This window comes from Embleya australiensis (genome assembly GCF_051903075.1).
GTDB lineage: Bacteria > Actinomycetota > Actinomycetes > Streptomycetales > Streptomycetaceae > Embleya.
This window is the reverse complement of the sequence record NZ_CP182422.1, coordinates 2,913,975-2,935,104: the sequence shown is the minus strand read 5'-3', so window position 1 is coordinate 2,935,104 and position 21,130 is coordinate 2,913,975. Positions and strand designations below refer to the sequence as shown.

Sequence of the window (21,130 nt, the reverse complement as noted above, 5' to 3'; positions counted from 1 at the left end):
GCGTTCCGGAGCACCGACGAACACCGGGGCGGCGGCGCGCGTGGCGCGGCGTCGTGCCGCCGCGACCGGCTTCGCGCCGCCCGGCGCCGCGAGCGTCGGCGGCGGGTCGGTACCCTTCCCCCGTGACGTTCCCAGTCGTCGGCATGGTCGGCGGCGGCCAGCTCGCCCGCATGACGCACCAGGCCGCAATCCCGCTCGGCGCCCGCTTTCGCGTACTCGCCGCATCCCCGTCCGAATCCGCGGCCCAGGTGGTCGGCGACGTCGTGCTCGGCAGCGAGGACGATCTCGCCGACCTGCGCCGCTTCGCGCAGGACTGCGCCGTGGTCACCTTCGACCACGAGCAGGTACCCACCGCGCTCCTGGAGGCCCTGGAGGCCGACGGGGTCGCCGTGCGGCCGAGTTCGCGCGCGCTCGTGCACGCCCAGGACAAGGGCGTGATGCGGGCCAGGCTGGCCGAGATCGGCGTACCGTGCCCGCGCAACCGGATCGTGGCCGACCCGGCGGAGGTCGCGGCGTTCGCGGCCGAGGTGGGCGGCTGGCCGGTGGTGCTCAAGACCACGCGCGGCGGCTACGACGGCAAGGGCGTGTGGATCGTCCGGGACGAGGACGAGGCCGCCGTGCCGTTCGCGGCCGGGGTGCCGGTGCTGGCCGAGGAGAAGGTGGACTTCACCCGCGAGCTGGCGGCCTGCGTGGTGCGCTCGCCGCACGGCCAGGCGGTGGCCTACCCCGTGGTCGAGTCGATCCAGGTGGACGGGGTCTGCCGCGAGGTGATCGCGCCCGCGCCCGACCTGAGCGAGGAGCGGGCGGTCGAGGCCCAGCGGATCGCGCTGTCCATCGCGGGCGAGCTGGACGTCACCGGGCACCTGGCGGTCGAGCTGTTCGAGACCGCCGACGGCCGGATCCTGGTCAACGAGCTGGCCATGCGTCCGCACAACAGCGGCCACTGGAGCATCGACGGCGCGGTCACCTCGCAGTTCGAGAACCACCTGCGCGCGGTGCTCGACCTGCCGCTGGGCGACCCGCGCGCCCGGGCGCCGTGGACGGTGATGGTCAACGTGCTCGGCGGCGACTACCCCGACATGTACCGCCCGTACCTGCACGTGATGGCCCGCGATCCCGGGGTCAAGGTGCACATGTACGGCAAGGACGTGAAGCCCGGCCGCAAGGTCGGACACGTCACCGTGTGCGGCGACGACCTGGCCGACGTGCGCGAGCGCGCCCGGCACGCCGCCGACTACCTCCGAGGGGACATCACCGAATGAGCACGCAGCCCGACGTCGGCATCGTCATGGGGTCCGACTCGGACTGGCCGGTGATGGAACTCGCCGCGCAGGTCATGGACGAGTTCGGGATCGGCTACGAGGCCGACGTGGTCTCCGCGCACCGAATGCCGCAGGAGATGATCGCGTACGGCACCGAGGCCGCCGGGCGCGGCCTGAAGGTGATCATCGCCGGCGCGGGCGGCGCCGCGCACCTGCCCGGGATGCTGGCCTCGGTCACCCCGCTGCCGGTGATCGGCGTACCGGTGCCGCTGAAGTACCTGGACGGCATGGACTCGCTGCTGTCCATCGTGCAGATGCCGGCCGGTGTGCCGGTGGCGACCGTCTCGATCGGCGGAGCGCGCAACGCGGGGTTGCTGGCGGTGCGGATCCTGGCCGCGCACGATCCGGCGCTGCTGGCCCGGATGGGCGAGTTCCAGGCGGAGCTGAAGGCGCAGGCGACCGAGAAGGGGCGCAAGCTGCGGGAGCGGGTCGGGTCGTAGGGGGCGTTGGCCGGCTGTAGTCGGTCCCGGCCGGGTCGTGGCCGTCCACCGGGGCCGAGCGGGTGCTCGGGCCCCGGTGGCGTGCGGCTCAGGCCGGGCTCGGGCCCGTACCCGTGCTTGCGCTTGTGCTTGTGCTTGTGCTTGTGCTCGTCATGGTGATGCGCTGGAGCTCCACCGCCGAGCAGCGGTCCATCACCATGTCCAGGCCCGCGTCGCGGACCCGCTGGTAGGCACGCTCGTCGATCACGTCCAACTGGAACCAGACGGCCTTCGCGCCGATCTTGACGGCCTGGTCGGCGATCTCGCCGGCCTGTTCCGAGTTCACGAACACGTCGACCACGTCGACCGGGAACGGGATCTCGGCGAGCGTGGCGTAGCCCGGCTCGCCGTGCACCGTCTCCGCCTTGGGATGCACGGGCACAACGCGCTTTCCCCACTGACGGAGGAACGCGGCTACTCCGTATGCGGCGCGGTGGGAGTTGGTGCTGAGCCCCACCACCGCCCAGGTGTGCGTGTCGAGGATCCGTCGGATCGTGGCCTCGTCGCCGTAAGGCATGCTGATGACCTCGCAGTCTTGTCTCGCTGCTCGCGGTGCCCCCCGACAGACGGACGGCGCGGCGCCGTCGGCCCGGTGAGTGTGCCCCCGGGGCGGGCCGGCTACTCAGGGGCGACCGAGAGCCCGGTACGTCCATCCTGCGCCGCGCCAGCGCACCGGGTCGAGGGCATTGCGCCCGTCGAGTACACGACGTTCGGCGACGATCTCGCCCAGCTCGGCCGGATCCATCTCGCGGAACTCCGCCCACTCGGTCAGATGCAGCACCACGTGGGCGCCGCGGGCCGCGTCGAAGGCGGTCTCCGCGAAGGTCAGGCCCGGATACATCTTGCGGGCGTTGTCCATCGCCTTGGGGTCGTACACGGTCACCTCACCGCCCTGGAGCTGCACCTGGGCGGCGACGTTGAGCGCGGGTGAGTCGCGGATGTCGTCGGAGTTCGGCTTGAAGGCCGCCCCGAACACGGCGACCCGACGGCCCAGGAAGCTGCCGTCGCACTGCTCCCGGGCGAGGTCGACCATCCGGAAGCGGCGGCGCATGTTGATCGCGTCCACCTCGCGCAGGAAGGTGAGCGCCTGGTCGGCGCCCAGCTCGCCGGCCCGGGCCATGAAGGCGCGGATGTCCTTGGGCAGGCAACCGCCGCCGAAGCCGAGCCCGGCCTTGAGGAAACGGCCGTTGATCCGGGGGTCGAAGGCGAGCGCCTCGGACAACTGCTCGACGTCGGCGCCGGCCGCCTCGCAGACCTCGGCCATCGCGTTGATGAAGGAGATCTTGGTGGCCAGGAACGAGTTGGCGGCGGTCTTGACCAGCTCAGAGGTGGCGAAGTCGGTCACCACGAGCGGCACACCCTCGTCGAGCAGGGTCGCGTACACCTCGCGCAGCCGGTCCTCGGCCGCCTGCGAGCGCACGCCGATCACGAGCCGGTCCGGGTGCAGGGTGTCCCGGACGGCGAAGCCCTCGCGCAGGAACTCGGGGTTCCAGGCAAGCTCGGCCGCGGCGCCCGCGGGGGCCAGCTCTGCGATCCGGCTCGCCAGCCGATCGGCGGTGCCGACCGGGACGGTGGACTTGCCGACCACCAGGCAGGGCCGCTCCAGGAGCGGGGCGAGCGCGGTCACGGCGGCGTCGACGTAGGACACGTCGGCGGCGAACTCGCCCTTGCGCTGCGGCGTGTTCACGCAGACGAAGTGCACGTCGCCGAACGCGGCCAGCTCGGCGATGTCGGTGGTGAAGCGCAGCCGGCCGGAGGCGACGTGCGGGGCCATCAGCTCCTCCAGGTCCGGCTCCCAGAAGGGGATCCGGCCGCTCGCGAGGGTGGCCACCTTGTCCGGGTCCACATCCATCCCCAGGACCTCGAAGCCGAGTTCGGCCATGCACGCGGCGTGCGTGGCGCCCAGGTAGCCGGTACCGATGACCGTGATGCGGGGTGCCACGTACGTCACCTGACTTCTTCGTCGGAGGAATGGGTGGGATCCGGATCGAATCTGGATCGTATCGGCCGGGCCCGGGGCACCGTCGCCGAACCGTGGCCGTCCCGATGCGAGGGTCGGCGGGGTGCGGCTGAATAATTGTGGACGTCCATGTTGTTTACTGAGCGGTAATAAAACAGGTACCCCCCGCAGCCCGTAGCCCTTCAGTCCCAGAGGGCACCTTCAGTCCCGAGAGGTAGGCACCCGTGGCCGGACGTAAAGACTTCGACCTGTTCCGCGTCTCCGAGGAGCACGACATGCTCCGCGAGTCGGTCCGCGCGCTCGCCGAGGCGAAGATCGCCCCGTTCGCGGCAGAGGTCGACGAGCGGTCGCGCTTTCCCCAGGAAGCGCTCGACGCGCTCACCGCGAACGATCTCCATGCGGTCCACGTCCCCGAGGAGTACGGCGGCGCGGGCGCCGACGCGCTCGCCACCGTGATCGTGATCGAGGAGGTCGCCCGGGTGTGCGCGTCCTCGTCGCTGATCCCGGCGGTGAACAAGCTGGGCAGCATGCCGGTGATGTTGTCCGGGTCCGAGGACCTGAAGCGGCGCTACCTCGGCGCCGTCGCGCGCGGCGACGGCATGTTCTCCTACTGCCTGTCCGAGCCGGAGGCCGGTTCGGACGCGGCGGCCATGAAGACCCGCGCGGTGCGCGACGGCGACTCGTGGGTGCTCAACGGGGTCAAGCGCTGGATCACCAACGCGGGCGTGTCCGAGTTCTACACGGTGATGGCCGTGACCGACCCGGAAAAGCGCTCCAAGGGCATCTCGGCGTTCGTGGTGGAGAAGTCGGACGAGGGTGTCTCGTTCGGCGCTCCGGAGAAGAAGCTCGGGATCAAGGGCTCGCCGACGCGCGAGGTCTACCTCGACAACGTACGCATCCCGGCCGACCGGATCATCGGCGAGGAGGGCACGGGCTTCGCCACCGCGATGAAGACGCTCGACCACACGCGCGTGACGATCGCGGCGCAGGCGCTGGGCATCGCGCAGGGCGCGCTGGACTACGCCAAGGGGTACGTGCAGGAGCGGAAGCAGTTCGGCAAGCCGATCGCCGACTTCCAGGGCATCCAGTTCATGCTCGCGGACATGGCGATGAAGCTGGAGGCGGCCCGGCAGCTCACCTACGCGGCGGCGGCCAAGTCGGAGCGCGGCGACGCGGACCTGACCTTCCACGGCGCCGCGGCCAAGTGCTTCGCGTCGGACGCGGCGATGGAGATCACGGTCGACGCGGTGCAGTTGCTCGGTGGATACGGCTACACACGTGACTACCCGCTGGAGCGCATGATGCGTGACGCGAAGATCACGCAGATTTATGAGGGCACGAATCAGGTGCAGCGGATCGTGATGGCGAGGAACCTGCCGAAGTAGGCGGCCCGTTCGACGCGTCGTGGGGTATCGCGCTCCCCGCCGAGGGGTCTCGGCGGGGAGCGCGGCGGTTCAGCCCCCGGACGTCGCGAGTCGGCGACACCCCTGGCCGCTGATCCACAACGAGCCCTCGACCCAGCCCTGCTCGCAGCGCCAGGCATTGCGAGCCTGGTCGGTCACGACGAAGTCGGAGACAGGGCCCCAGCGGTCGGTGTTGCACGAGTTGGCGAAGAGGTTGGGCAGGTCGGGGGATACCGACGCGCACTGGAAGACCTCGCCGGCCCGGGCGGGGGCGGCCGAAGCGGCGGTGGTGGTGATGCCGGCGAGCAGGGCGACGAGCACTCCGGCGCCGCGGATGCCGAGCCGACGCGGGGTGATTCCGGGCTGGGCCATGTCTTCTCCTTCGTGGGACTCCGGCGCACGTACGTGGCGCCGGACGACCGACCGGAGCGCGGGCACGCGCCGGGATATCGGCCATGCCAATACCATCCGGATGGTTTCCCGATGGAGGCGGATTGCGGCCGAATCCTCCGAAGGAGTGAACGGGCACACGACACGGCCCCCGCCGGGATGTCTCGGCGGGGGCCGTGTCGTTCGGGGCGGGGGGCTGTCAGCCGACGTGGACGGCCGGGGCCGTCGCGGCCCGGTCGGTCTCCGGGGCGGCGGTGTTGCCGGCGACGACGGTCGTGGGCGGAGTGCGGATCACCAGCATGGCGATGATCGCCGAGGCCGCGAGCAGGACCGTCCCCACCGTGAATGCCAGGTGGAAGCCGCCGGTCAGGGCCTCGGCGGCGGACTTGCCCTGCCCCGCGAGGGTGTCGGTGCGGGAGGTGGAGAGGGTGTTCAGGAGCGCTACGCCGAGGGCCCCGCCGATCTGCTGGGTCGTGTTGAACAGGCCGGAGACGACGCCCGCCTCCTCGGGCCGGGCACCGGACATCGCCAGCGTGGCGAGTGCGGGCAGGACCAGGCCGCCGCCACCGATCAGGACGAACACCGGGAGCAGGTCGATCAGGTACGAGCCGTCGACCGGGACGCGCGCCAGGTAGGCCATGCCGGCGGTGAGCATGAGCAGGCCGGCGACCAGCACGTTCCGGGCGCCGAAGCGGCCGATGACGCGGGCGGAGACGCCGAGGGAGACGACGCCGATGGCGAGCGCGGTCGGGAACATCGCCCAGCCGGTCTTGGCCGCCCCGAAGCCGAGGACGTGCTGCATGTACAGGACGACCAGCACCTGGAAGCCGAACATGGCCGCGATCGTGAGCACTTGGAGGACGTTCGCGCCGCTCACGTTGCGGGAGCGGAAGGTGCGCAGCGGCAGCAGCGGCGCCGCGACCCGGGCCTGGCGGAGCGTGAACAGCGCCAGCAGCCCGAACGAACCGGCCAGCAGCGCCCAGGTCTTGGCCGAGTCCCACCCGTACGCCTCGGCCTTCACCACGGCGTACACCAGCAACATCAGCCCGCCGGTGACCAGGACGGCCCCGACGATGTCGGCCCTGCCACGAGCGCCGGAGGCGGGGGTGTCGGCATCCAGGACGCGTGTCGCCAGGACCAGCGTGACGACGCCGATCGGGAGGTTGACCAGGAAGATCCAGTGCCAGTTCGCCGCCTCGGTGAGCACACCGCCGAGCACCAGGCCCAGGGACGCGCCCGCAGCGCCGATGAAGCTGAACGCGCCGATGGCCTTGCCCTGTTCGGCGGGTTCGGGATAGAGCGTGACGATCATCCCGAGGCTGACGGCGGACGCCATCGCGCCGCCGGCGCCCTGCAGGAACCGCGCCGCGAGCAGCATCTCGGGGCCGGTGGCCACGCCGCACAGCAGCGACGCGACGGTGAAGACGGCGAGCCCGGCGAGGAACATGCGCTTGCGCCCGAAGAGGTCGCCGAGCCGTCCGGCGAGGAGCAGCAGGCCGCCGAAGGCGATCATGTAGATGTTCATGACCCAGGCGAGATCGGCCGACGAGAACCCGAGGTCCGCGCCGATCGAGGTGAGCGCGACGGTCACGATCGTGCCGTCCAGGATCACCATCAGCATGCCCGCGCACAGCAGCGTGAGAGCGAGGCCGCGCGGATACGTGCGCGGTTCGCGCGGTGGCGTCTTTGCGGTGACCGGCAGTGCCATGGCTCTGTCTCTCCTCGTATGGTCCGGCGGCCCGGGCGGCTCGGCCCGGCTCTGCGCCGGGTGTTCGTCCGGCGGCAGGAGAGACGTTAGCAGATAGTTTTGTTATAGACGATATGCATCGGACTTATTTCGAACGGGACGATGGGTGGGTCGGGTCGGGTCGGGTCCGGTCGGGTCGGGTCGGCAGCGGGCGCGCCGGCCGCCGACTTGATGCCTGGCTCCGATGACCGGAACTCCGCGTGGGCCGGCGCGTTTCCGGCGCCGTTGGCGTGGGGGGCTCCGAGATTGAGGGTTCCCGGCGAGACGCGCGCTTTGCTTGGCGGAAGAGCGGCCGGCAGCGGTAGCGGGGAGGGAGGGCGGCGCGGTTGAGCCGGCCGGTGAGTCTTCCCGAGTGGGTCGGGTGCTTTCGGCGGGCGTTGCGTCTTGGTCGGGCGGTGCCGGTGTGGGGGCGGTCAGAGTCGCCGGGCGGGCCGCCGCCGGCGTGCGGGGCTCCGAGGCCCGGGGCTCCCGGTGAGATGCGCGCTTTGCTCGGCGGAAAACCGGCCGGCAGCAGCGGGCAGGGAGGCGGTGCGGTTGCGTTCGCCGGTGAGTCTTCCCGAGTGGGTCGGGCGTGTGCGGCGAGAATTGCGCCTCGGCTGGGTGGTGCCGGTGCGGGGCCGGTCAGAGTCGCCGGGCCGGCCGCCGCCGGCGTGCGGGGCCCCGAGGCCTGAGGCTCCCGACGAGGCGCGGGCGTTGCTCGGCAGAAAAACCGGCCGGCAGCGGCGGGCAGGAGGGGCTCTGGTCGATTTTGCCGAGGTGCCTTTTCGGGTGGGTCGGGTGTTTGCGGCGGGCGTTGCGTCTTGGTCGGGTGGTGCCGGTGCGGGGCCGGTCAGAGTCGGTGGTGGGCCGCCGCCAGCGTGCGGGGCTTCGAGGCCCGGGGCTCGCGGCGAGATGCGCGCTTCACTCGGCGGAAAACCAGCCGGCAGCAGCGGTAGGAGGGGGCTCGGGTCGAGTCTGCCGAGGTGCTTTCCCGAGTGGGTCGGGTGCTTTCGGCGGGGCTTGCGCCTTGGTTGCCAAGGGTCGGGGCCGGTCAGAGTCGCCGAGCAGGCCGCCGCCAGCGTGCGGGGCTCCGAGACTGGGGGCTCCCGCCGGCACGCGCGCTTTGCTCGGTGGAAAACCGGCCGGCAGCGGCGGGGAGGGAGAGGGGTCGGGTCGGGTTTGCCAGGGGCCTTTGCGAGTGGATTTGGAGTGCTTCGGGAGGGGCTGGGGTTCGAAACCGGATCGCGATGGGTGGTTCGAAGCCTTGAGCTTCGGTGACCTGCGGTTTTGCGTGGTCGGGGCGGAGAATCGGGTGTCGAGTGCCGGTTTCGTGCGCCTGGGGCTCCTCGACGGCGTAGGAGAGACCGAAACTGCCCGGTCGAGTCGGTTTCGCGCGCTTCGCCCTCACGCAGACCGGCGAGGACGACCGAAACTGCCCAGTGGGGACCCGTGGGGGCCGAAACCGGATCCCGAGGCACCCGAAACGGCTCTCCTTCTGCTCCGACCTGCGATTTTCTCTCGCTTCGGCGCCGCGACACCCAACGCCGTCCGGTTTCGTGAGCCATCGTCACTCACATGCCCACCGCACACCGAAACGCCCCGACCCACTCGGAAAGGCCCCCGGCAAACCCGACCCGACCCCTCTCCCTCCCCGCCGCTGCCAGCCGGTTTTCCACCGAGCAAAGCGCAGCTCTCGTCGGGAGCCCTCAGTCTCGGAGCCCCGCACGCTGGCGGCGGCCGACCCGGCGACTCTGACCGGCCCCGACCCTCGGCAACCAAGGCGCAAGCCCCGCCGAAAGCACCCGACCCACTCGGGAAAGCACCTCGGCAGACTCGACCCGAGCCCCCTCCTGCCCGCTGCTGCCGGCTGGTTTTCCGCCGAGCAAAAGCCCACGCCTCGCCGCGAACCCCGGTCTTGGAGCCCCGCACGCCGGCGGCGGCCGGCTCGGCGACTCTGACCGGCCCCGACCCTTGGCAACCAAGGCGCAAGCCCCGCCGAAAGCACCCGACCCACTCGGGAAGGCTCACCGGCCGGCTCAACCGCACCGCCTTCCTGCCCGCTGCTGCCTGCCGGTTTTCCGCCGAGCAAGCGCGCGTCTCGTCGGGAGCCCCGGGCCTCGTAGCCCCGCACGCCGGCAGCGGCCCACCCCGGCGACTCTGGTCCGCCCCGCACCGGGACGTCGCAACCAAAGTGCAACGTCCGGCGGTGCTCTCGGCTTTGCTTCGGTTGATGGAATGACGTTGTTGTTCGGCCTCGTGTGGCTTGAGGGTCGGATGCACGGTGATCCCTGGTTGGAACCCGCCCGCCCCGTTCTGAAGGGGTAAAGGTGTGGTCAGTCGTGGGCGAGGCCGGATTCGATGCGGTCGGCCGGGTTGGGGAGGTGGGCTCGCCAGTCGGTGGGGAGGGGGTGGGGTGGTGCGGCGCCGGTTAGGAAGCGGATCGCGCTTGTGATGCCGGGTCTGCGCTTGATCGCGGTTCGCAACCATCCCGCGAGCGAGTGGAGTTGGCGGTTGGGACTCCGGTTGGGTGGTTGTGGTCGGTATTGTGCGTTTGCCATCGCTGCCCTTCGGGGTCGCGGGTGTCGCAGGTGGGCGGGCGCTGCTTGGAATCGGTCACCCGCCCACCTGCGGGTCAGTCGGATCGGCGGGCCGCCTCGGCGATGTGCCGTACCTCGTAGCGGTCGACGGTCCACTTCGGGGTGCCGTCGAGGGGTTCGACGGTGACCATGCCGACTCCGGTGAGGGTGACGCGGCCGGTCCGGAACTCGTTGCGCTGGTCCTCGTGTGCGTGCTCGACGATGTCGCCTTCGCGCACCAGTGGCAGGCTGCTCATGCGAACTCCTTCTGTGGGGATGGGTGTTGGCTTGACGGGCGGGGTGTAGACCGCGTCCGTCGCCGCGTCGGGTGAGAGGACGCGGACGTCGTCGGCGCGGGCCGTGAACGATGTGCCGGCGAGCGTGCGGGCGAACACGGTTTGGCTGGTTGACGATTCGCAGACCCCGCACAGGCCGCTGAGACCATCGCGGATCCATGCGCCTTTGGCTGGACGAACGGGCCTTTGGGATGGGCGGTTTGACCGATTCGGTGTCATGGGACCCTTGCCTGCCGCCGAGCATGCTCCGATGACTGTTACGGAGGGGAGTCGTTCCGTTACTCTCAATACGCTGACATGCAAATTCGCTTGCAGCAAGTTTGTGTCGAGTTTTCGGTGCGTGTGAGTCACGGCGCGTATCGCGGAGGACATTGATGGTGCGTGATCCAGCCCGAGTGGGTGCCGAGTTGCGACGACTACGCAAGGAAGCCGGGTTGTTGATGAGGCACGTTGCACAGCGCGCCGGTTGGCACGAAAGCACGCTGTCGCGACTGGAGACCGGGCTCACGCCCATCAAGCCGGATCAGGTCGCGGTGCTGGCCGACATCTTGGAGTTGACTCCGGTGGCCCGGATGCGTCTCGACCAAGCGCTCGGAGTGGAGCGTGAACCGGAGCAATGGTGGGTGAGGTATGCCGAGGTGCTGAACAAGGAATACGAGGAGTTGATCCTGCTCGAATCCCGTGCGTGTGCCATGGGCATCGCCTCAACGCTCGTGCCGGGACAAATGCAGGCCGAGGGCTACGCTCGGGCAACCATCATGCGATCGTCGTTCGTTCCCGATCCGGATGACGTCGAGATGCTCCTCGCCTTGCGAATGGAGCGGCAACGGGTTCTGACCGATGGGGAGATGGCGGTCTCGGTTACGTTGTCGGCCGTCGCACTGTGGCAGTCGTTCTGCGGTCGGCTAGCCTTGCAAGAGCAGTTGCATTACCTGTTGGAACTGACCCGGCTCGAAAACGTCAGTTTGCGAATCGTTCCGTTCGACGCGGTGGTTGTGCCCTTCCTGGGAGCCGTCACCTTGTTGGATCTACCGGCACCCGCACCGCCGGTAGTTCAAGCCGAGTGGGACAGTGGTGCGCAGATCATCAGGGATGACCGAAGCGTCAAGCGCTACAGGCGAAACCTGGAACATCAGCGCGCTGCTGCCTTGAGCGAAGACGAGTCACGGCAGGCGATAGTGACGAGATTGGAAGCCCTTTGAAGAACATCGACGGCTACGCCTGGCGGAAGGCGCTTGGTTCGACCGGGAACCAGTCGTGTGTCGAGGTAGCTCCGCTTCCGGCGTCCACAGGTGTTCGTGACACCAAGGATCGCGGGCGTGGTTACTTGGAGATCAGCCCTGCTGCGTGGGGTGAGTTGCTTCGGGGGCTTCGGGGCTAGGTGTGGTTGATGGAACTCGCGCTGGATCGCCGGGGCTTGGGGGTGGTGGCTTCGAACCGGCCCGCCGGGTCGGGGTGTTCCTCGTCCACTCGCCCATGAACGCCGATCGGGCCGTCGGCCTGGATGCCCTGTTGCGCGACGCGGGTGTGCGGACTGCCGTGGATGAGATCCGGGATCTCTCCGACGGCTTGCCCGCCGATCCGGTGCTTCAGGAGTTGGGGGCCTGCGACCTCGTGCTGCTGGTCTGGTCTCGGGGCGCGGCCCAGGATCGGCACGCGCGAGTGCAGTGCGAATACGCGGCATCGTTCGGCAAGTCGTGTCTGGTCTGGCCGCTCGATGCGACGGCCCCGCCGGAAGGCGGCCGCGTGGAGCGATTGCCGCTCGGTTGTGACGTCCGGGAAGTGGCTGCCGAGGTCGTACGGCGGTTGGGCGCGGCTCGATCCCGGGGCCGTTCCGGATCCGGCGGGGTGGTCGAGCCCGGACCCTGGACGATCGAGAGTGATCCCCGCCTCGGGGAGGTCCTGGCCCTGGAACTCGGCCCCATGGGAATCGGCTCCCCTGACCGCGCTGCGCTGACCGGCACGCACCGTCGGGCGGGCCTGGTGGGCCGGGTCGTCGGGTCTTGGTGGTTCGACGATGCGGCGGGCCGGCTCGACCTGGAGCTGGAGTCGGCCTTCGGACTGCGGCCGGTGCGCGAGGTGCGGCGGCTGCAACTCCTCGGTGGCGACGGACCGTTCCTGCTCGCCGAGGATCTGCACGGCATCGCGGACCCGCGGCGCTACCGGCTCATCCGGAAGTGGCGCGGCTGACACCGTTCGGGTGGGCGCGGCCCACCTGCCGGGCCCAGCGGTGGACTATGGCCACGACCCCTGTGCGGCAGATTGGGTCCACTACATTGTCCGGGGCCCGGGGACCCGGAAGCCGGAAGCCGCGTCGTCATTCGGAGCGTCGATCCCACCGACGCGCAGAGCCGGCTCCCGACTCCGGGCGAGGAACCGGCCCGGCGGCTCGGGACGGGGTCGGAAGTCGAGGGGAAATGTGGTCCGTTCGGAGTCGTTGCGTGCGTGGGGCCTGAGGTATCTGTGTGTCTGGCTCGGGGCGTTGTTGGTTCTCGAAGTTCCCGTGTGGCTTTGGTACGCCATCGCCGTCGGTGTCGACCATGTCGGCCTCGACTCCAACGCGATGCCGTCGTTGACCGGGCCGTTCATGGGGCCGTCCACGGTCGACGGCTACGGTGTCGAGTCCGAGGGCCGTGGCGTCTCCACGCTGGTCGCCCTGGTCATGGCCGGGATCGACTTCTACGCCGTGTTCGGCCTCATCGTCCGGTCGGCCGCGCTGCGATCGCGCGCGTTCACGGCAACGGCGGTGGGGCACACGTTGCTTCTGCTCTGGGCGGCCTTCCTCGTCGCCATCGGCGCCTGGCACTGGGGCGCGACTCTTTGGTACGTGCTCATCGTCGCCTTCTGCTTCGGGATTCGACGCGTTGGGCCGGTGACGAGTCGGAGGCGGGTCAGGTTTCTCCGAGGGTCAGGTCGGCGGCGGTTCGGGTGAGGTGGGTGGTCAGGATCGCGGCTGCGGCCTCCGGGTCACGGGCCAGGGCCGCCTCCTCCAGGCGGCGGTGTTCGTCGATCCCGTCGCGGTCGGGGTTGCGGTGGGCCGACCAGCGGCGGGCCAACTCGCTTGCGGTCCACATACGGTCGAACGTCTCCAGCAGGACCGGATTGCCGCAACCCTCCAGCAGCGTGCGGTGGAAGACTCGGTGCGCCTCGGCCCAGGCGCTGCTGTAGTACTCGCCCTCCTCGGTGTCGTACGGCACCGTCCGGGCCAGCCGGTGGTGCGCCGCGCGTACGCGTGCCTCCCAGTCGACGTCGCCGCGCTCGACGGACATGCGCAGCACGACCGGCTCCACGACCCGGCGCGCCTCGGCGATCTCCTGCCAGCGCCGATCCGAGAAGGCCGGTACGGCGAATCCTCGATTGGGCAGCCGGTCCGCCAGCCCCTCGCCGACCAGCCGCACCAGCGCCTCGCGGACGACGGCCAGACTCACGCCCTGCGCCCGCGCGAGGTCCTGCGGCTTGAGCGCGTCGCCGGGGGCATGTACGCCGCGCATGATCGCGTCCCGCAGGTGGGCATGCACCTGCTCGGAAAGCATCTGTTTCGCCGGTGCGGGCGAGGCGGGGGACGGCGTCTGGGTCACGTCGCTCACTATAGACGATCCCGCAGATAATCGATTATCCGTGTTATCGTCGATCCATGAGCATCGACCAACCCGGCAACCCCCGCAATCACTTCACCCGCCTCCCCGAGGCCGCCCCGTTCACCGTGACCAGCGCCTCCGTCGCCGACGGCGCTCCCTGGGCGCCCGCGCAGCTGTCCGGCATGTTTGGCATGCCGGGCGGCAAGGACCTCTCCCCGCACCTCTCCTGGAGCGGAGCGCCGGAAGGCACCAAGAGCTTCGCCGTCACGATCCACGACCCCGATGCCCCCACCGGATCCGGTTTCTGGCACTGGGCGGTCGCCGACATCCCCGCCCACGTCGCCGAACTCCCCGAAGGCGCGGGCGACGACACCGGCTCGGGCCTGCCCGAAGGCGCCTTCCAACTGCCCAACGACGCCCGCGCGGCCCGCTTCGTCGGCGCCGCTCCGCCGGCCGGGCACGGGCGGCACCGCTACCTCGTGGTCGTACACGCCCTCGATGTCGAGTCCATCGACGTCCCCACCGACGGCACCCCCGCCCTGCTCGGCTTCACCATGTCCACCCACACCCTCGGCCGGGCGACGCTGACCGCCACGGCGCAAACTCTCGGCGAGGGCGAGGAGTTCGACCCGGACGAGGCCGTCGAACGCGTCGAGGTCTCCCGCCTCGTCCCCGCCTCCGCCGAAGCCGTCTTCGCGGTCCTGACCGACCCGCGGGGCCACGTGGACATCGACGCGTCGGGCATGCTCCTCGACGCCGAGGGCGCACGAGTGGAACGCCCCGGCGACCGCTTCGTGGTCCACATGGACCGGGAAGCCCTTGGGGACTTCCCCCTGGGCAAGTACGACGTCGAGGTCGTGATCACCAAGCTCGTCCCGAACGAGGAGATCGCCTGGACCGTCGAGGGCCGCATCCGACCGCACGTCCGCCACGTCTACGGCTACCGGTTGGCGCCGGTCGAGGGCGGCACCCTCGTGACGTCCTACTACGACTGGTCGGAACTCGCCGAGGAGTGGAAGCGGCGCCTCACCTTCCCGGTGGTCCCCGAATCGGCGCTCAAGGCCACCCTCGGAATCCTCGAACGCACCGTCCGCCGCCGGGCCGCGGCCTGATCGCTCCGGCGCCCCCGGGGCGTCCGACGAGTCGTATGCCCACCGCCGACCCGACTCGTCGGACGCACCCGGGAGGCCCGGCTCAGGAACGGCAGAGGGCGGTGGTGACGATGTCGTCGACCCGCTGCCTGGCGGCCTCGTCGCCGAGTTGCACGGTCACCGCCACGTTGGCCGCGCGGCCCGTGTCGGTGGCGCCGCCTCGGGTTTCGTAGCCCGGGAAGCTGCCGCCGTGTCCCCAGTACAGCTCGCTGCCACCGCCGGCACAGGACAGCGGCTTGCTGACCAGGCCCAGGCCGTAGCGGGCGCCGGGGCCGAAGGTCTTCTCGGCCGGGCGGGTGTCGCCGCGCATCTCGGCGAGTTGGGCCGGCTTGAGGAGGTCGCCCTTCAGGAGCCTGCCGTAGAAGCGGTTCAGGTCGGAGTCGGTGGAGACCATCTGGCCCGCCGACCACGCCCACGACGGGTCCATCTCGGTGATGTCGGTCAGCGGCGCGCCCGGCGACTCCCGGTCGTAGCCCCTGGGGTGCGGGCCCCGGATGCTGCTGTCGTGCGGGGCGGGGAAGTAGGTGTCGTGCAGGCCGAGGCGCTTGATGATGCGTTGGTCGAGTTCTCGGGCGATGGGGTGCTTGGTCACCTTCTCGACGAGCATGCCCGCGAGTACGTAGTTCGTGTTGCTGTACTTCCAGCTCTCGCCGGGCGCGAAGTCGGCCGGGTGCTGCAGTGCGATGTCCACCAGCTCGCGCGGCTCGTAGTAGCGCAGTTGCAGGTTGTACTCGGTGTAGTTGGGCAGCCCGCTGGTCTGCTGGAGCAGGTGTCGGACGGTGATGACGTTCCCGTCGATCCCGTCCCCGTGGACCACGCCCGGCAGGTAGGTCTCGATCGGCTCGTCGAGTCGGATTTTGCCCTCGCCGACCAGTTGCAGCACCACCACCGCGGTGAACGCCTTGGTGTTGCTGCCGACCCGGACCCGGCCGTCCCGGGGCACCTTCGCGCCGGTGGCGATGTCGCCCACGCCCGCGGTGTACGTACGGGTGTGCCCGTGCCGGTCCTCGACGCTCGCGAGCGCGCCCGGCGCGCCCACTGGGCCGGTGGGCCCGACCAGCGCGTCCAGGCCCCGCTGTACGCCGTCCGGCCGGCCGCCGGCCGACGCCGCGGGCGGCGCCATCACCCCCGCCACGATCAGGCCGGCGGCCAGCGCCGCCACGGCCGAGACCGTGCCGCGCCGGCCGAGCCGGGGTCGTCGGGAAGGGTGGCGGGTGTGCCGTGCCGATGAACGCACGAGTCAACTCCTGTGGGGATGCCGGTCGGTTGCCTGATCCAGGATCCGCGCCCACACCCACCCGGCACGATCCGGCCAACCTCCCGACTCGGGGTAGTGCCACCACCCCGACTGCCTCTTGCCGTTATATATCGCCGCGCGATATATAACGGTCATGAAGCCACTGAGAGAGCAGAGCTACCTCATCCTGCTCGCACTGGCCCCCGAGCCGCTGTACGGCTACGGGATCATCACCGCGGTCCGCGAACTCTCCGACGAGAGAGTCAAGTTGGGCGCGGGGACCCTGTACGGCGCGCTGGACCGGCTCGCCGGCGAAGGCCTGGTCGCACTCGACCGCGAAGAGGTCGTCGGCGGCCGGTTCCGCCGCTACTACACGTTGACCGGCGAGGGCCGCCAGGCCCTCACCGCCGAAACCGCACGACTTGCGGAACTCGCCCACCGAGCCGCGCGCCGGCTCGGTACCCCACCCTTTGTCCTCAACCCGGCGGGATGATGAACGACACGTACGAGAGACACTGTCGCCTGCTGCTGCGCGCCTACCCACCCCGCTACCGGCTCGCCCGGGAGGCCGAACTCCTCGGCACCCTGCTCGACGCCGCCCCGCCCGGCGCGACCCGGCCGTCGGCGGGCGAGGCATGGGACATCGTGCGCGGCGGGCTGCTGACCCGGCTGCGGGACCGTCCTCCGCTGCACCACTGGCTCGCCTACCGCCTGTTCGCCACGCGGATGCCGGACCGCTACCGCATGTGGGTTCGGGACGACGCCCTCGGCCGTTTCCACTACCTCCGCAGAAACTTCTGCGGCCAGCTGGAGGGCATCGTCCTGTTTGTGCTCATGATGGCCGTGAGCGGTCTCGGCTCGACCGTTCTCACGGATCCCGAACTCCTGCTTCCACCCCGAACCGGGCAGTGGGTCCTGCTCGCCGTACTCGTACTGGGGACCCTCAACCCCATGTATTCCAGGCGTTATCGCACCCGCACGCTGCACAAGCACCGGTTCGCCGCAGACGGAACCGACCTGCTGCCGCCACCGCCCCTGCCGGGTGTCCCGAGCGGGTCCTGACTCCCCAGGGCGCACCGTAGGGCTCAGCCGAGAGCATCGGCCAGGTCACGGAGGTGACCCGCCACGGGGCCGGCGGTCAGCAGGCCGCTCGTGGCGCCGGCCTCCTCGGCCGCCGCCGGCGTGAGGGCGGTGACGGCGCGCGCCATCACCGCCCGATCGCCCACCCCGATCGCCGCCCGCGCGGCCAGGCACCACAGCGCCTCGAACAGCAGCCCCGGCGGCGGATCCAGTACGTCCCGCAGGCGCGCCGCGGCCTCGTCCCGGGCGCCTCGGGCCAGCAGCACCAGCGGCCCGGCCCACGGCTCGTGGGGACCCCAATCGGTGTCGTCGTCGCAGTGCGCGGGCCAGCCGTGCCGCAGCCGCAGGCACAACAACGCCAGGGGCAGCAGCCCGTGTTCGAGGCCCGGCATGCCGACCCCGGCCAGCCGGCCGGCCGCGTCGCGGTAGGCGGCGTCGGCCTCGCCCGTCCGCTCCGCCGAGGCGGTCGCGGCCAGGCGCAGCGCGCGAAACCATTGCGTGAAGACCTTGGCCAGGGGCAGTTCGTGGCGGTCGGCCAACCGGTCCACCACCAGCGCGTGTTCCTCGGCCGCGGCGAAGTCCGCGAGCGCGGCGCGGCCCTGCATCCGGATCAGCCGGCCGAGGACCGCATAGGTGATCAGGCCGTGCCGCTCGGCGAGTTCGGTCAGTTCCGCGCCGATCCGCTCGCGGCGTGGGGACAGGCCCGCCCGCTCGAACGACTGCATGTATACGCCGTTCAGGGCGAACGCCGACAGCGCCGGGTCGTCCAGTCGCCGGGCGAGCTCCGCCGCCTCGCGGGCGGCCCGTGCGGCGCGTGGCGAGCGGGTACCCCGGGACTCCACCGCGATGGTGGCCGACAACCGCGCCCGCGCGGCCTCGTGCTCGCCCGCCGGCAGCGCCCGCAGGGTACGCTCCGCCGCCGCGACCACGTGCGCCGCGTGCTCCGGGTCGTCGACGCGGGTCCAGATCGCCGGGACGTCGTACGCCCCGATCACCCGGGCGGTCAGCTCCGGATCGCCCAGTGCCTCGGCCGCCTCGATGGTCGCCGAGCGGTGCCGGCGGGCCGCCGCCAGGCCGCCTCCGCCGCCCACGGCGAGGTCGCGCGTCAGGCCCACCGACGACGCCAACCGGGCCCGGGAGCCCGGGGCGAGCGTACGGTCGTACTCGGCCGCGACCTCCGCCCACACCCGCCCGGCCGGATCGATCGCGCCGAGCCGGTCGTCCTGGGCGAGGATGTCCGCCTCCAGCCGCCGCAACGCCGGCCCGGGGTCCACCCCGAGCCGCTCGACCAACAACCGTCGGGCCCGGCGCAACACCGCGAGCGCGTCGCCCTGGCGCCCGTCCCGATAGAGCCCGAGCGCCAGCAGCCGCCGGCCCTCCTCGCGCCACGGATGCTCGGCCACGTGCCCGTCCAGCTCCGCCACCGCCTGTGCGGCCTGCCCCACGGCCAGCCGGGCCGCGCCCCGGCGCTCCACGGCGTGCAGCCGCAGCTCACCGAGCCGGGCCCGCTCGGCCCGGGCCCACCGCTCGCCGGCGAAATCGGCGTACGCGGGGCCGCGCCAGTACTCCAGCGCCGCCGTCAACCGAGGCAGCGCCTCACCCGGGGGCAGCGCGTCGGCGGCGCCCAGCATGTGTTCGAAACGCCCGCTGTCGACCGCGTCCCGATCCGCGCGCAACACATAGCCCGGCCCTGCCGTGACCAGCAGCCGGCCCGGCGCACGCGGCGGCCGGTCCGGTTCGACGGCCCGCCGCAGCGCGGATACGAACGTGCGCACCGCACCGACCGCGTCCTCGGGCGGATCCGCCCACAGATCCTCGACCAGCCGGGCGACCGGCACCACGCGGCCCCGGTCGACGAGCAGCCGCGCCAGCACCGCGCGATGCCGGGGTCCCTTCAGGGCGACGAGGTCACCGGCGGCGTCCCAGGCGACCACGGGACCGAGCACCCCGAACGTGACGCCCGCCGCCATGACCAGCCCTTTCGTACCTGCCGGAGTTCCGCTCCGGGCCCCGCTCCGGGCCCGCTCCGGGCCACGCTAGCGCGCGCTCATCCGATGCTCATCCGCTGCCGCGAGGGTGGGAGGCACCCCTTCGACAAGGACTCGACGAAGAAAACACGAGGAAAAGAGGCCACCCATGGCACCCGACACCACCGCCGACCGCCACCACCGGATCACCGTCGCGGACGGGGTCGACCTGCACGCCGCCGTCTCCGGCTCGGGCCCCGCGATCGTGCTCCTGCACGGCTTCCCGCAGACCCACCTGATGTGGCGGCACGTCGCCGCGGACCTGGCCGCCGACCACACCGTGATCCGCCCCGACCTGCGCGGCTACGGCGCGAGCGACAAGCCCGTCGACCCCGACGGTACGGCCTACGCCAAACGCACGATGGCCGCCGACGTGGTCGCGCTCGCCGCGGCCCTGGGGCACGAGCGGTTCGCGCTGGCCGGGCACGATCGCGGTGCGCTGGTGGCGTTCCGCGCCGGCCTGGACCACCCGGACCGGATCACCCACCTCGCCGCCCTCGACGTACTGCCCACCCTCGACATGTGGGACGTCATGCGCGGGGTGACCGCGGCCGTGGGCTTCCACCTGTACCTGATGGCCCAGCCGCCGGGTCTGCCGGAGCGGATGATCGCTGCCGACCCGGACGCCTTCTTCGGCCACTTCCTGGACACCTGGACCATCGACCAGGGGGCGATCCCCGCCGACGTCCGCGCCGCGTACCTGAAGGCCTGCCGCGAGGCGGTGCCGTCCATCGTCGCCGACTACCGGGCCTCGGCCGGGATCGACGTCGAGCACGACCGGGCCGACCTGGCGGCCGGCAACCGGCTGACGATGCCGGTCACGGTGCTCCAGCAGGACTGGGGCGCGGCCCTCGGCTTCGACGCCGCCGCGCTGTGGTCGGCCTGGGCGCCCGACCTGGCCCACACCACGGTCTCCACCGGCCACTTCATGGCGGAGGAGGCCCCCACCGAGGTCGCCGCCGCGCTGCGGGCGCTCCTGCGGCGCTGACGGCGGGCGGGGCGCTCGGCGGGGCCGTCGGGGCGGCCCCGCCCGCACGAGAGCCCGCACGAGAGCCCGCACGAAGCCCGCGAAGGATCACCCCCGCGCCCTCACGGCTCCAGCAACGTCACCTCCTCCGCGTGCCGGCGCTGTTGCGCCTCGTCCCAGTCGCCGGTGCAGTAGGCCGAAAGCCGGGCGATCGTGTCGCCCTCGACGTCGGCGCGGATCAACTCCCGGCAGTACCAGTGCTGTTCGTCCTGCTCCCAGCACTCCTCGACCTCGATCACGAACCCCGTCGGGGTCGGGTCGACCCGGTGGCGCGCGACGGTGCCCGGGGCCGGGTGTCCGCCCTTGCGCAGCGCGACCAGGTCCTCGATGCCTCGGGCCTGGAGCCGCCACTGCGGCAGGGTCAGGTCGCAGAAGGCGTCCGGGCCGAACAGGCCCTCCGGCGGGGTGCCGGTTTCCAGGAAGGTGATCAGGTTGGCCACGAGTACGTCGTTCATGACCGCGCCTCCGACTTTTCGGCCTGCGCCGTCTTCGTCGCGGCCAGGTTGCGGCCGACGACCGCCATGGTCCGGGCCAGTGCCTCGGTGGGGCTGAACTCCACCAGTTCGGTGCCGGCGAAGATCAGCGGCAGGTGGCCGGGAGCGCCGTAGTAGGCGTCGCCGGCCCGGTAGACCTCGTCGTGGTCCGGGTAGCGGAAGACCACCTTTCCGGTGAGCACCACACCCCAGTGCGGGCTCTGGCAGCGGTCGTCGGGCAGTCCGGCGAACAACGCCGCCGGGTCGACGTCGGCCTTGTGGGTCTCGAACCCGACGGTGTAGCCGTCCAGTTCGGCATAGCGGCCTTCGATCACCGGCTCGTCCAGGGTGAACGCGGCCTGTGCTTTCGAGATGCCGGGCATGATGTCCTCCTCGATCGGGTCC

At 71.3% G+C, this 21,130-nt stretch carries 21 protein-coding genes and 1 pseudogene; 12 read left to right on the top strand and 10 right to left on the bottom strand.

The window, feature by feature from the left end:
- Nucleotides 1-122 precede the first annotated feature (122 nt).
- Together ACMXN5_RS12355 and purE are read left to right on the top strand one after the other, a co-directional pair.
- Nucleotides 123-1,262, top strand: a complete 1,140-nt coding sequence (locus ACMXN5_RS12355) for a 5-(carboxyamino)imidazole ribonucleotide synthase (RefSeq protein WP_379999852.1) — start codon at nucleotides 123-125, stop codon at nucleotides 1,260-1,262.
- Nucleotides 1,259-1,762, top strand: coding sequence for a 5-(carboxyamino)imidazole ribonucleotide mutase (gene purE, locus ACMXN5_RS12350; protein ID WP_439675300.1), 504 nt, complete (start codon nucleotides 1,259-1,261; stop codon nucleotides 1,760-1,762). The genes ACMXN5_RS12355 and purE overlap by 4 nt, the downstream gene beginning before the upstream one ends.
- 88 nt (nucleotides 1,763-1,850) lie before the next feature.
- On the opposite strand, the gene ACMXN5_RS12345 is transcribed toward purE, so the two are convergent.
- Together ACMXN5_RS12345 and ACMXN5_RS12340 are read right to left on the bottom strand one after the other, a co-directional pair.
- Nucleotides 1,851-2,318 (bottom strand): CoA-binding protein, encoded by a 468-nt coding sequence (locus tag ACMXN5_RS12345; protein ID WP_439675299.1) that lies wholly within the window; start codon nucleotides 2,316-2,318, stop codon nucleotides 1,851-1,853.
- 105 nt (nucleotides 2,319-2,423) lie between these two features.
- A complete protein-coding gene (locus ACMXN5_RS12340) occupies nucleotides 2,424-3,743 on the bottom strand; it encodes a UDP-glucose dehydrogenase family protein (RefSeq protein WP_439675298.1) in 1,320 nt (439 codons plus the stop codon).
- Between the two features lie 242 nt (nucleotides 3,744-3,985).
- On the opposite strand from ACMXN5_RS12340, the gene ACMXN5_RS12335 reads away from it, so the two are divergent.
- Complete coding sequence (locus ACMXN5_RS12335; RefSeq protein ID WP_439675297.1) at nucleotides 3,986-5,146, top strand: acyl-CoA dehydrogenase; 1,161 nt, start codon at nucleotides 3,986-3,988, stop codon at nucleotides 5,144-5,146.
- Between the two features lie 69 nt (nucleotides 5,147-5,215).
- Here ACMXN5_RS12335 and ACMXN5_RS12330 read toward each other — a convergent pair whose 3' ends face one another.
- From ACMXN5_RS12330 to ACMXN5_RS12320, 3 genes are all read right to left on the bottom strand, one after another.
- A complete protein-coding gene (locus ACMXN5_RS12330) occupies nucleotides 5,216-5,536 on the bottom strand; it encodes a hypothetical protein (RefSeq protein WP_439675296.1) in 321 nt (106 codons plus the stop codon).
- A 217-nt stretch (nucleotides 5,537-5,753) separates the two neighbouring features.
- On the bottom strand, nucleotides 5,754-7,262 hold the full coding sequence (locus tag ACMXN5_RS12325; RefSeq protein WP_439675295.1) for an MFS transporter: 1,509 nt from the start codon (nucleotides 7,260-7,262) through the stop codon (nucleotides 5,754-5,756).
- Between the two features lie 2,650 nt (nucleotides 7,263-9,912).
- Entirely contained in the window at nucleotides 9,913-10,113 is a 201-nt protein-coding gene (locus ACMXN5_RS12320; RefSeq protein ID WP_439675294.1) for a hypothetical protein, read from the bottom strand.
- A gap of 434 nt (nucleotides 10,114-10,547) precedes the next feature.
- On the opposite strand from ACMXN5_RS12320, the gene ACMXN5_RS12315 reads away from it, so the two are divergent.
- The 4 genes from ACMXN5_RS12315 to ACMXN5_RS12300 all read left to right on the top strand — a co-directional run bounded on the left by ACMXN5_RS12315 (nucleotide 10,548) and on the right by ACMXN5_RS12300 (nucleotide 13,084).
- Entirely contained in the window at nucleotides 10,548-11,354 is an 807-nt protein-coding gene (locus tag ACMXN5_RS12315; protein ID WP_439675293.1) for a helix-turn-helix domain-containing protein, read from the top strand.
- Complete coding sequence (locus ACMXN5_RS12310; RefSeq protein ID WP_439675292.1) at nucleotides 11,351-11,533, top strand: DUF397 domain-containing protein; 183 nt, start codon at nucleotides 11,351-11,353, stop codon at nucleotides 11,531-11,533. Before ACMXN5_RS12315 ends, ACMXN5_RS12310 begins: the two co-directional genes overlap by 4 nt.
- Nucleotides 11,534-11,628: 95 nt before the next feature.
- Entirely contained in the window at nucleotides 11,629-12,342 is a 714-nt protein-coding gene (locus tag ACMXN5_RS12305; RefSeq protein WP_439675291.1) for a hypothetical protein, read from the top strand.
- A gap of 313 nt (nucleotides 12,343-12,655) precedes the next feature.
- Nucleotides 12,656-13,084, top strand: coding sequence for a hypothetical protein (locus ACMXN5_RS12300; RefSeq protein WP_439675290.1), 429 nt, complete (start codon nucleotides 12,656-12,658; stop codon nucleotides 13,082-13,084).
- On the opposite strand, the gene ACMXN5_RS12295 is transcribed toward ACMXN5_RS12300, so the two are convergent.
- Entirely contained in the window at nucleotides 13,044-13,730 is a 687-nt protein-coding gene (locus tag ACMXN5_RS12295; RefSeq protein ID WP_439675289.1) for a GntR family transcriptional regulator, read from the bottom strand. The two genes, ACMXN5_RS12300 and ACMXN5_RS12295, sit on opposite strands and share 41 nt — an antisense overlap.
- A gap of 56 nt (nucleotides 13,731-13,786) precedes the next feature.
- Here ACMXN5_RS12295 and ACMXN5_RS12290 point away from each other — a divergent pair.
- A pseudogene (locus ACMXN5_RS12290) lies at nucleotides 13,787-14,335 on the top strand (YbhB/YbcL family Raf kinase inhibitor-like protein); the annotation flags it as partial.
- Nucleotides 14,315-14,842: an SRPBCC family protein gene (locus ACMXN5_RS12285; RefSeq protein WP_439677993.1), complete on the top strand. Its 528-nt coding sequence runs from the start codon at nucleotides 14,315-14,317 to the stop codon at nucleotides 14,840-14,842. The pseudogene ACMXN5_RS12290 and the gene ACMXN5_RS12285, both read left to right, overlap by 21 nt.
- Before the next feature lie 82 nt (nucleotides 14,843-14,924).
- Here ACMXN5_RS12285 and ACMXN5_RS12280 read toward each other — a convergent pair whose 3' ends face one another.
- Nucleotides 14,925-16,118 (bottom strand): serine hydrolase domain-containing protein, encoded by a 1,194-nt coding sequence (locus ACMXN5_RS12280; RefSeq protein WP_439675288.1) that lies wholly within the window; start codon nucleotides 16,116-16,118, stop codon nucleotides 14,925-14,927.
- 154 nt (nucleotides 16,119-16,272) lie between these two features.
- Between ACMXN5_RS12280 and ACMXN5_RS12275 the strand changes: the two genes are divergently transcribed.
- Nucleotides 16,273-16,611 (top strand): PadR family transcriptional regulator, encoded by a 339-nt coding sequence (locus tag ACMXN5_RS12275; protein WP_439675287.1) that lies wholly within the window; start codon nucleotides 16,273-16,275, stop codon nucleotides 16,609-16,611.
- The gene (locus ACMXN5_RS12270) at nucleotides 16,608-17,180 is read left to right on the top strand and encodes a hypothetical protein (RefSeq protein ID WP_439675286.1); all 573 of its coding nucleotides are present in this window, start codon (nucleotides 16,608-16,610) and stop codon (nucleotides 17,178-17,180) included. The genes ACMXN5_RS12275 and ACMXN5_RS12270 overlap by 4 nt, the downstream gene beginning before the upstream one ends.
- Before the next feature lie 23 nt (nucleotides 17,181-17,203).
- On the opposite strand, the gene ACMXN5_RS12265 is transcribed toward ACMXN5_RS12270, so the two are convergent.
- Nucleotides 17,204-19,168 (bottom strand): BTAD domain-containing putative transcriptional regulator, encoded by a 1,965-nt coding sequence (locus ACMXN5_RS12265; RefSeq protein WP_439675285.1) that lies wholly within the window; start codon nucleotides 19,166-19,168, stop codon nucleotides 17,204-17,206.
- Nucleotides 19,169-19,334: 166 nt separating this feature from the next.
- Between ACMXN5_RS12265 and ACMXN5_RS12260 the strand changes: the two genes are divergently transcribed.
- Nucleotides 19,335-20,213, top strand: a complete 879-nt coding sequence (locus ACMXN5_RS12260; RefSeq protein ID WP_439675284.1) for an alpha/beta hydrolase — start codon at nucleotides 19,335-19,337, stop codon at nucleotides 20,211-20,213.
- Between the two features lie 101 nt (nucleotides 20,214-20,314).
- Here the strand turns inward: ACMXN5_RS12260 and ACMXN5_RS12255 are convergent, their stop codons facing one another.
- The gene (locus ACMXN5_RS12255; RefSeq protein WP_439675283.1) at nucleotides 20,315-20,707 is read right to left on the bottom strand and encodes a hypothetical protein; all 393 of its coding nucleotides are present in this window, start codon (nucleotides 20,705-20,707) and stop codon (nucleotides 20,315-20,317) included.
- Nucleotides 20,704-21,108 (bottom strand): hypothetical protein, encoded by a 405-nt coding sequence (locus ACMXN5_RS12250; RefSeq protein ID WP_379999888.1) that lies wholly within the window; start codon nucleotides 21,106-21,108, stop codon nucleotides 20,704-20,706. The genes ACMXN5_RS12255 and ACMXN5_RS12250 overlap by 4 nt, the downstream gene beginning before the upstream one ends.
- Between the last annotated feature and the right edge of the window lie 22 nt (nucleotides 21,109-21,130).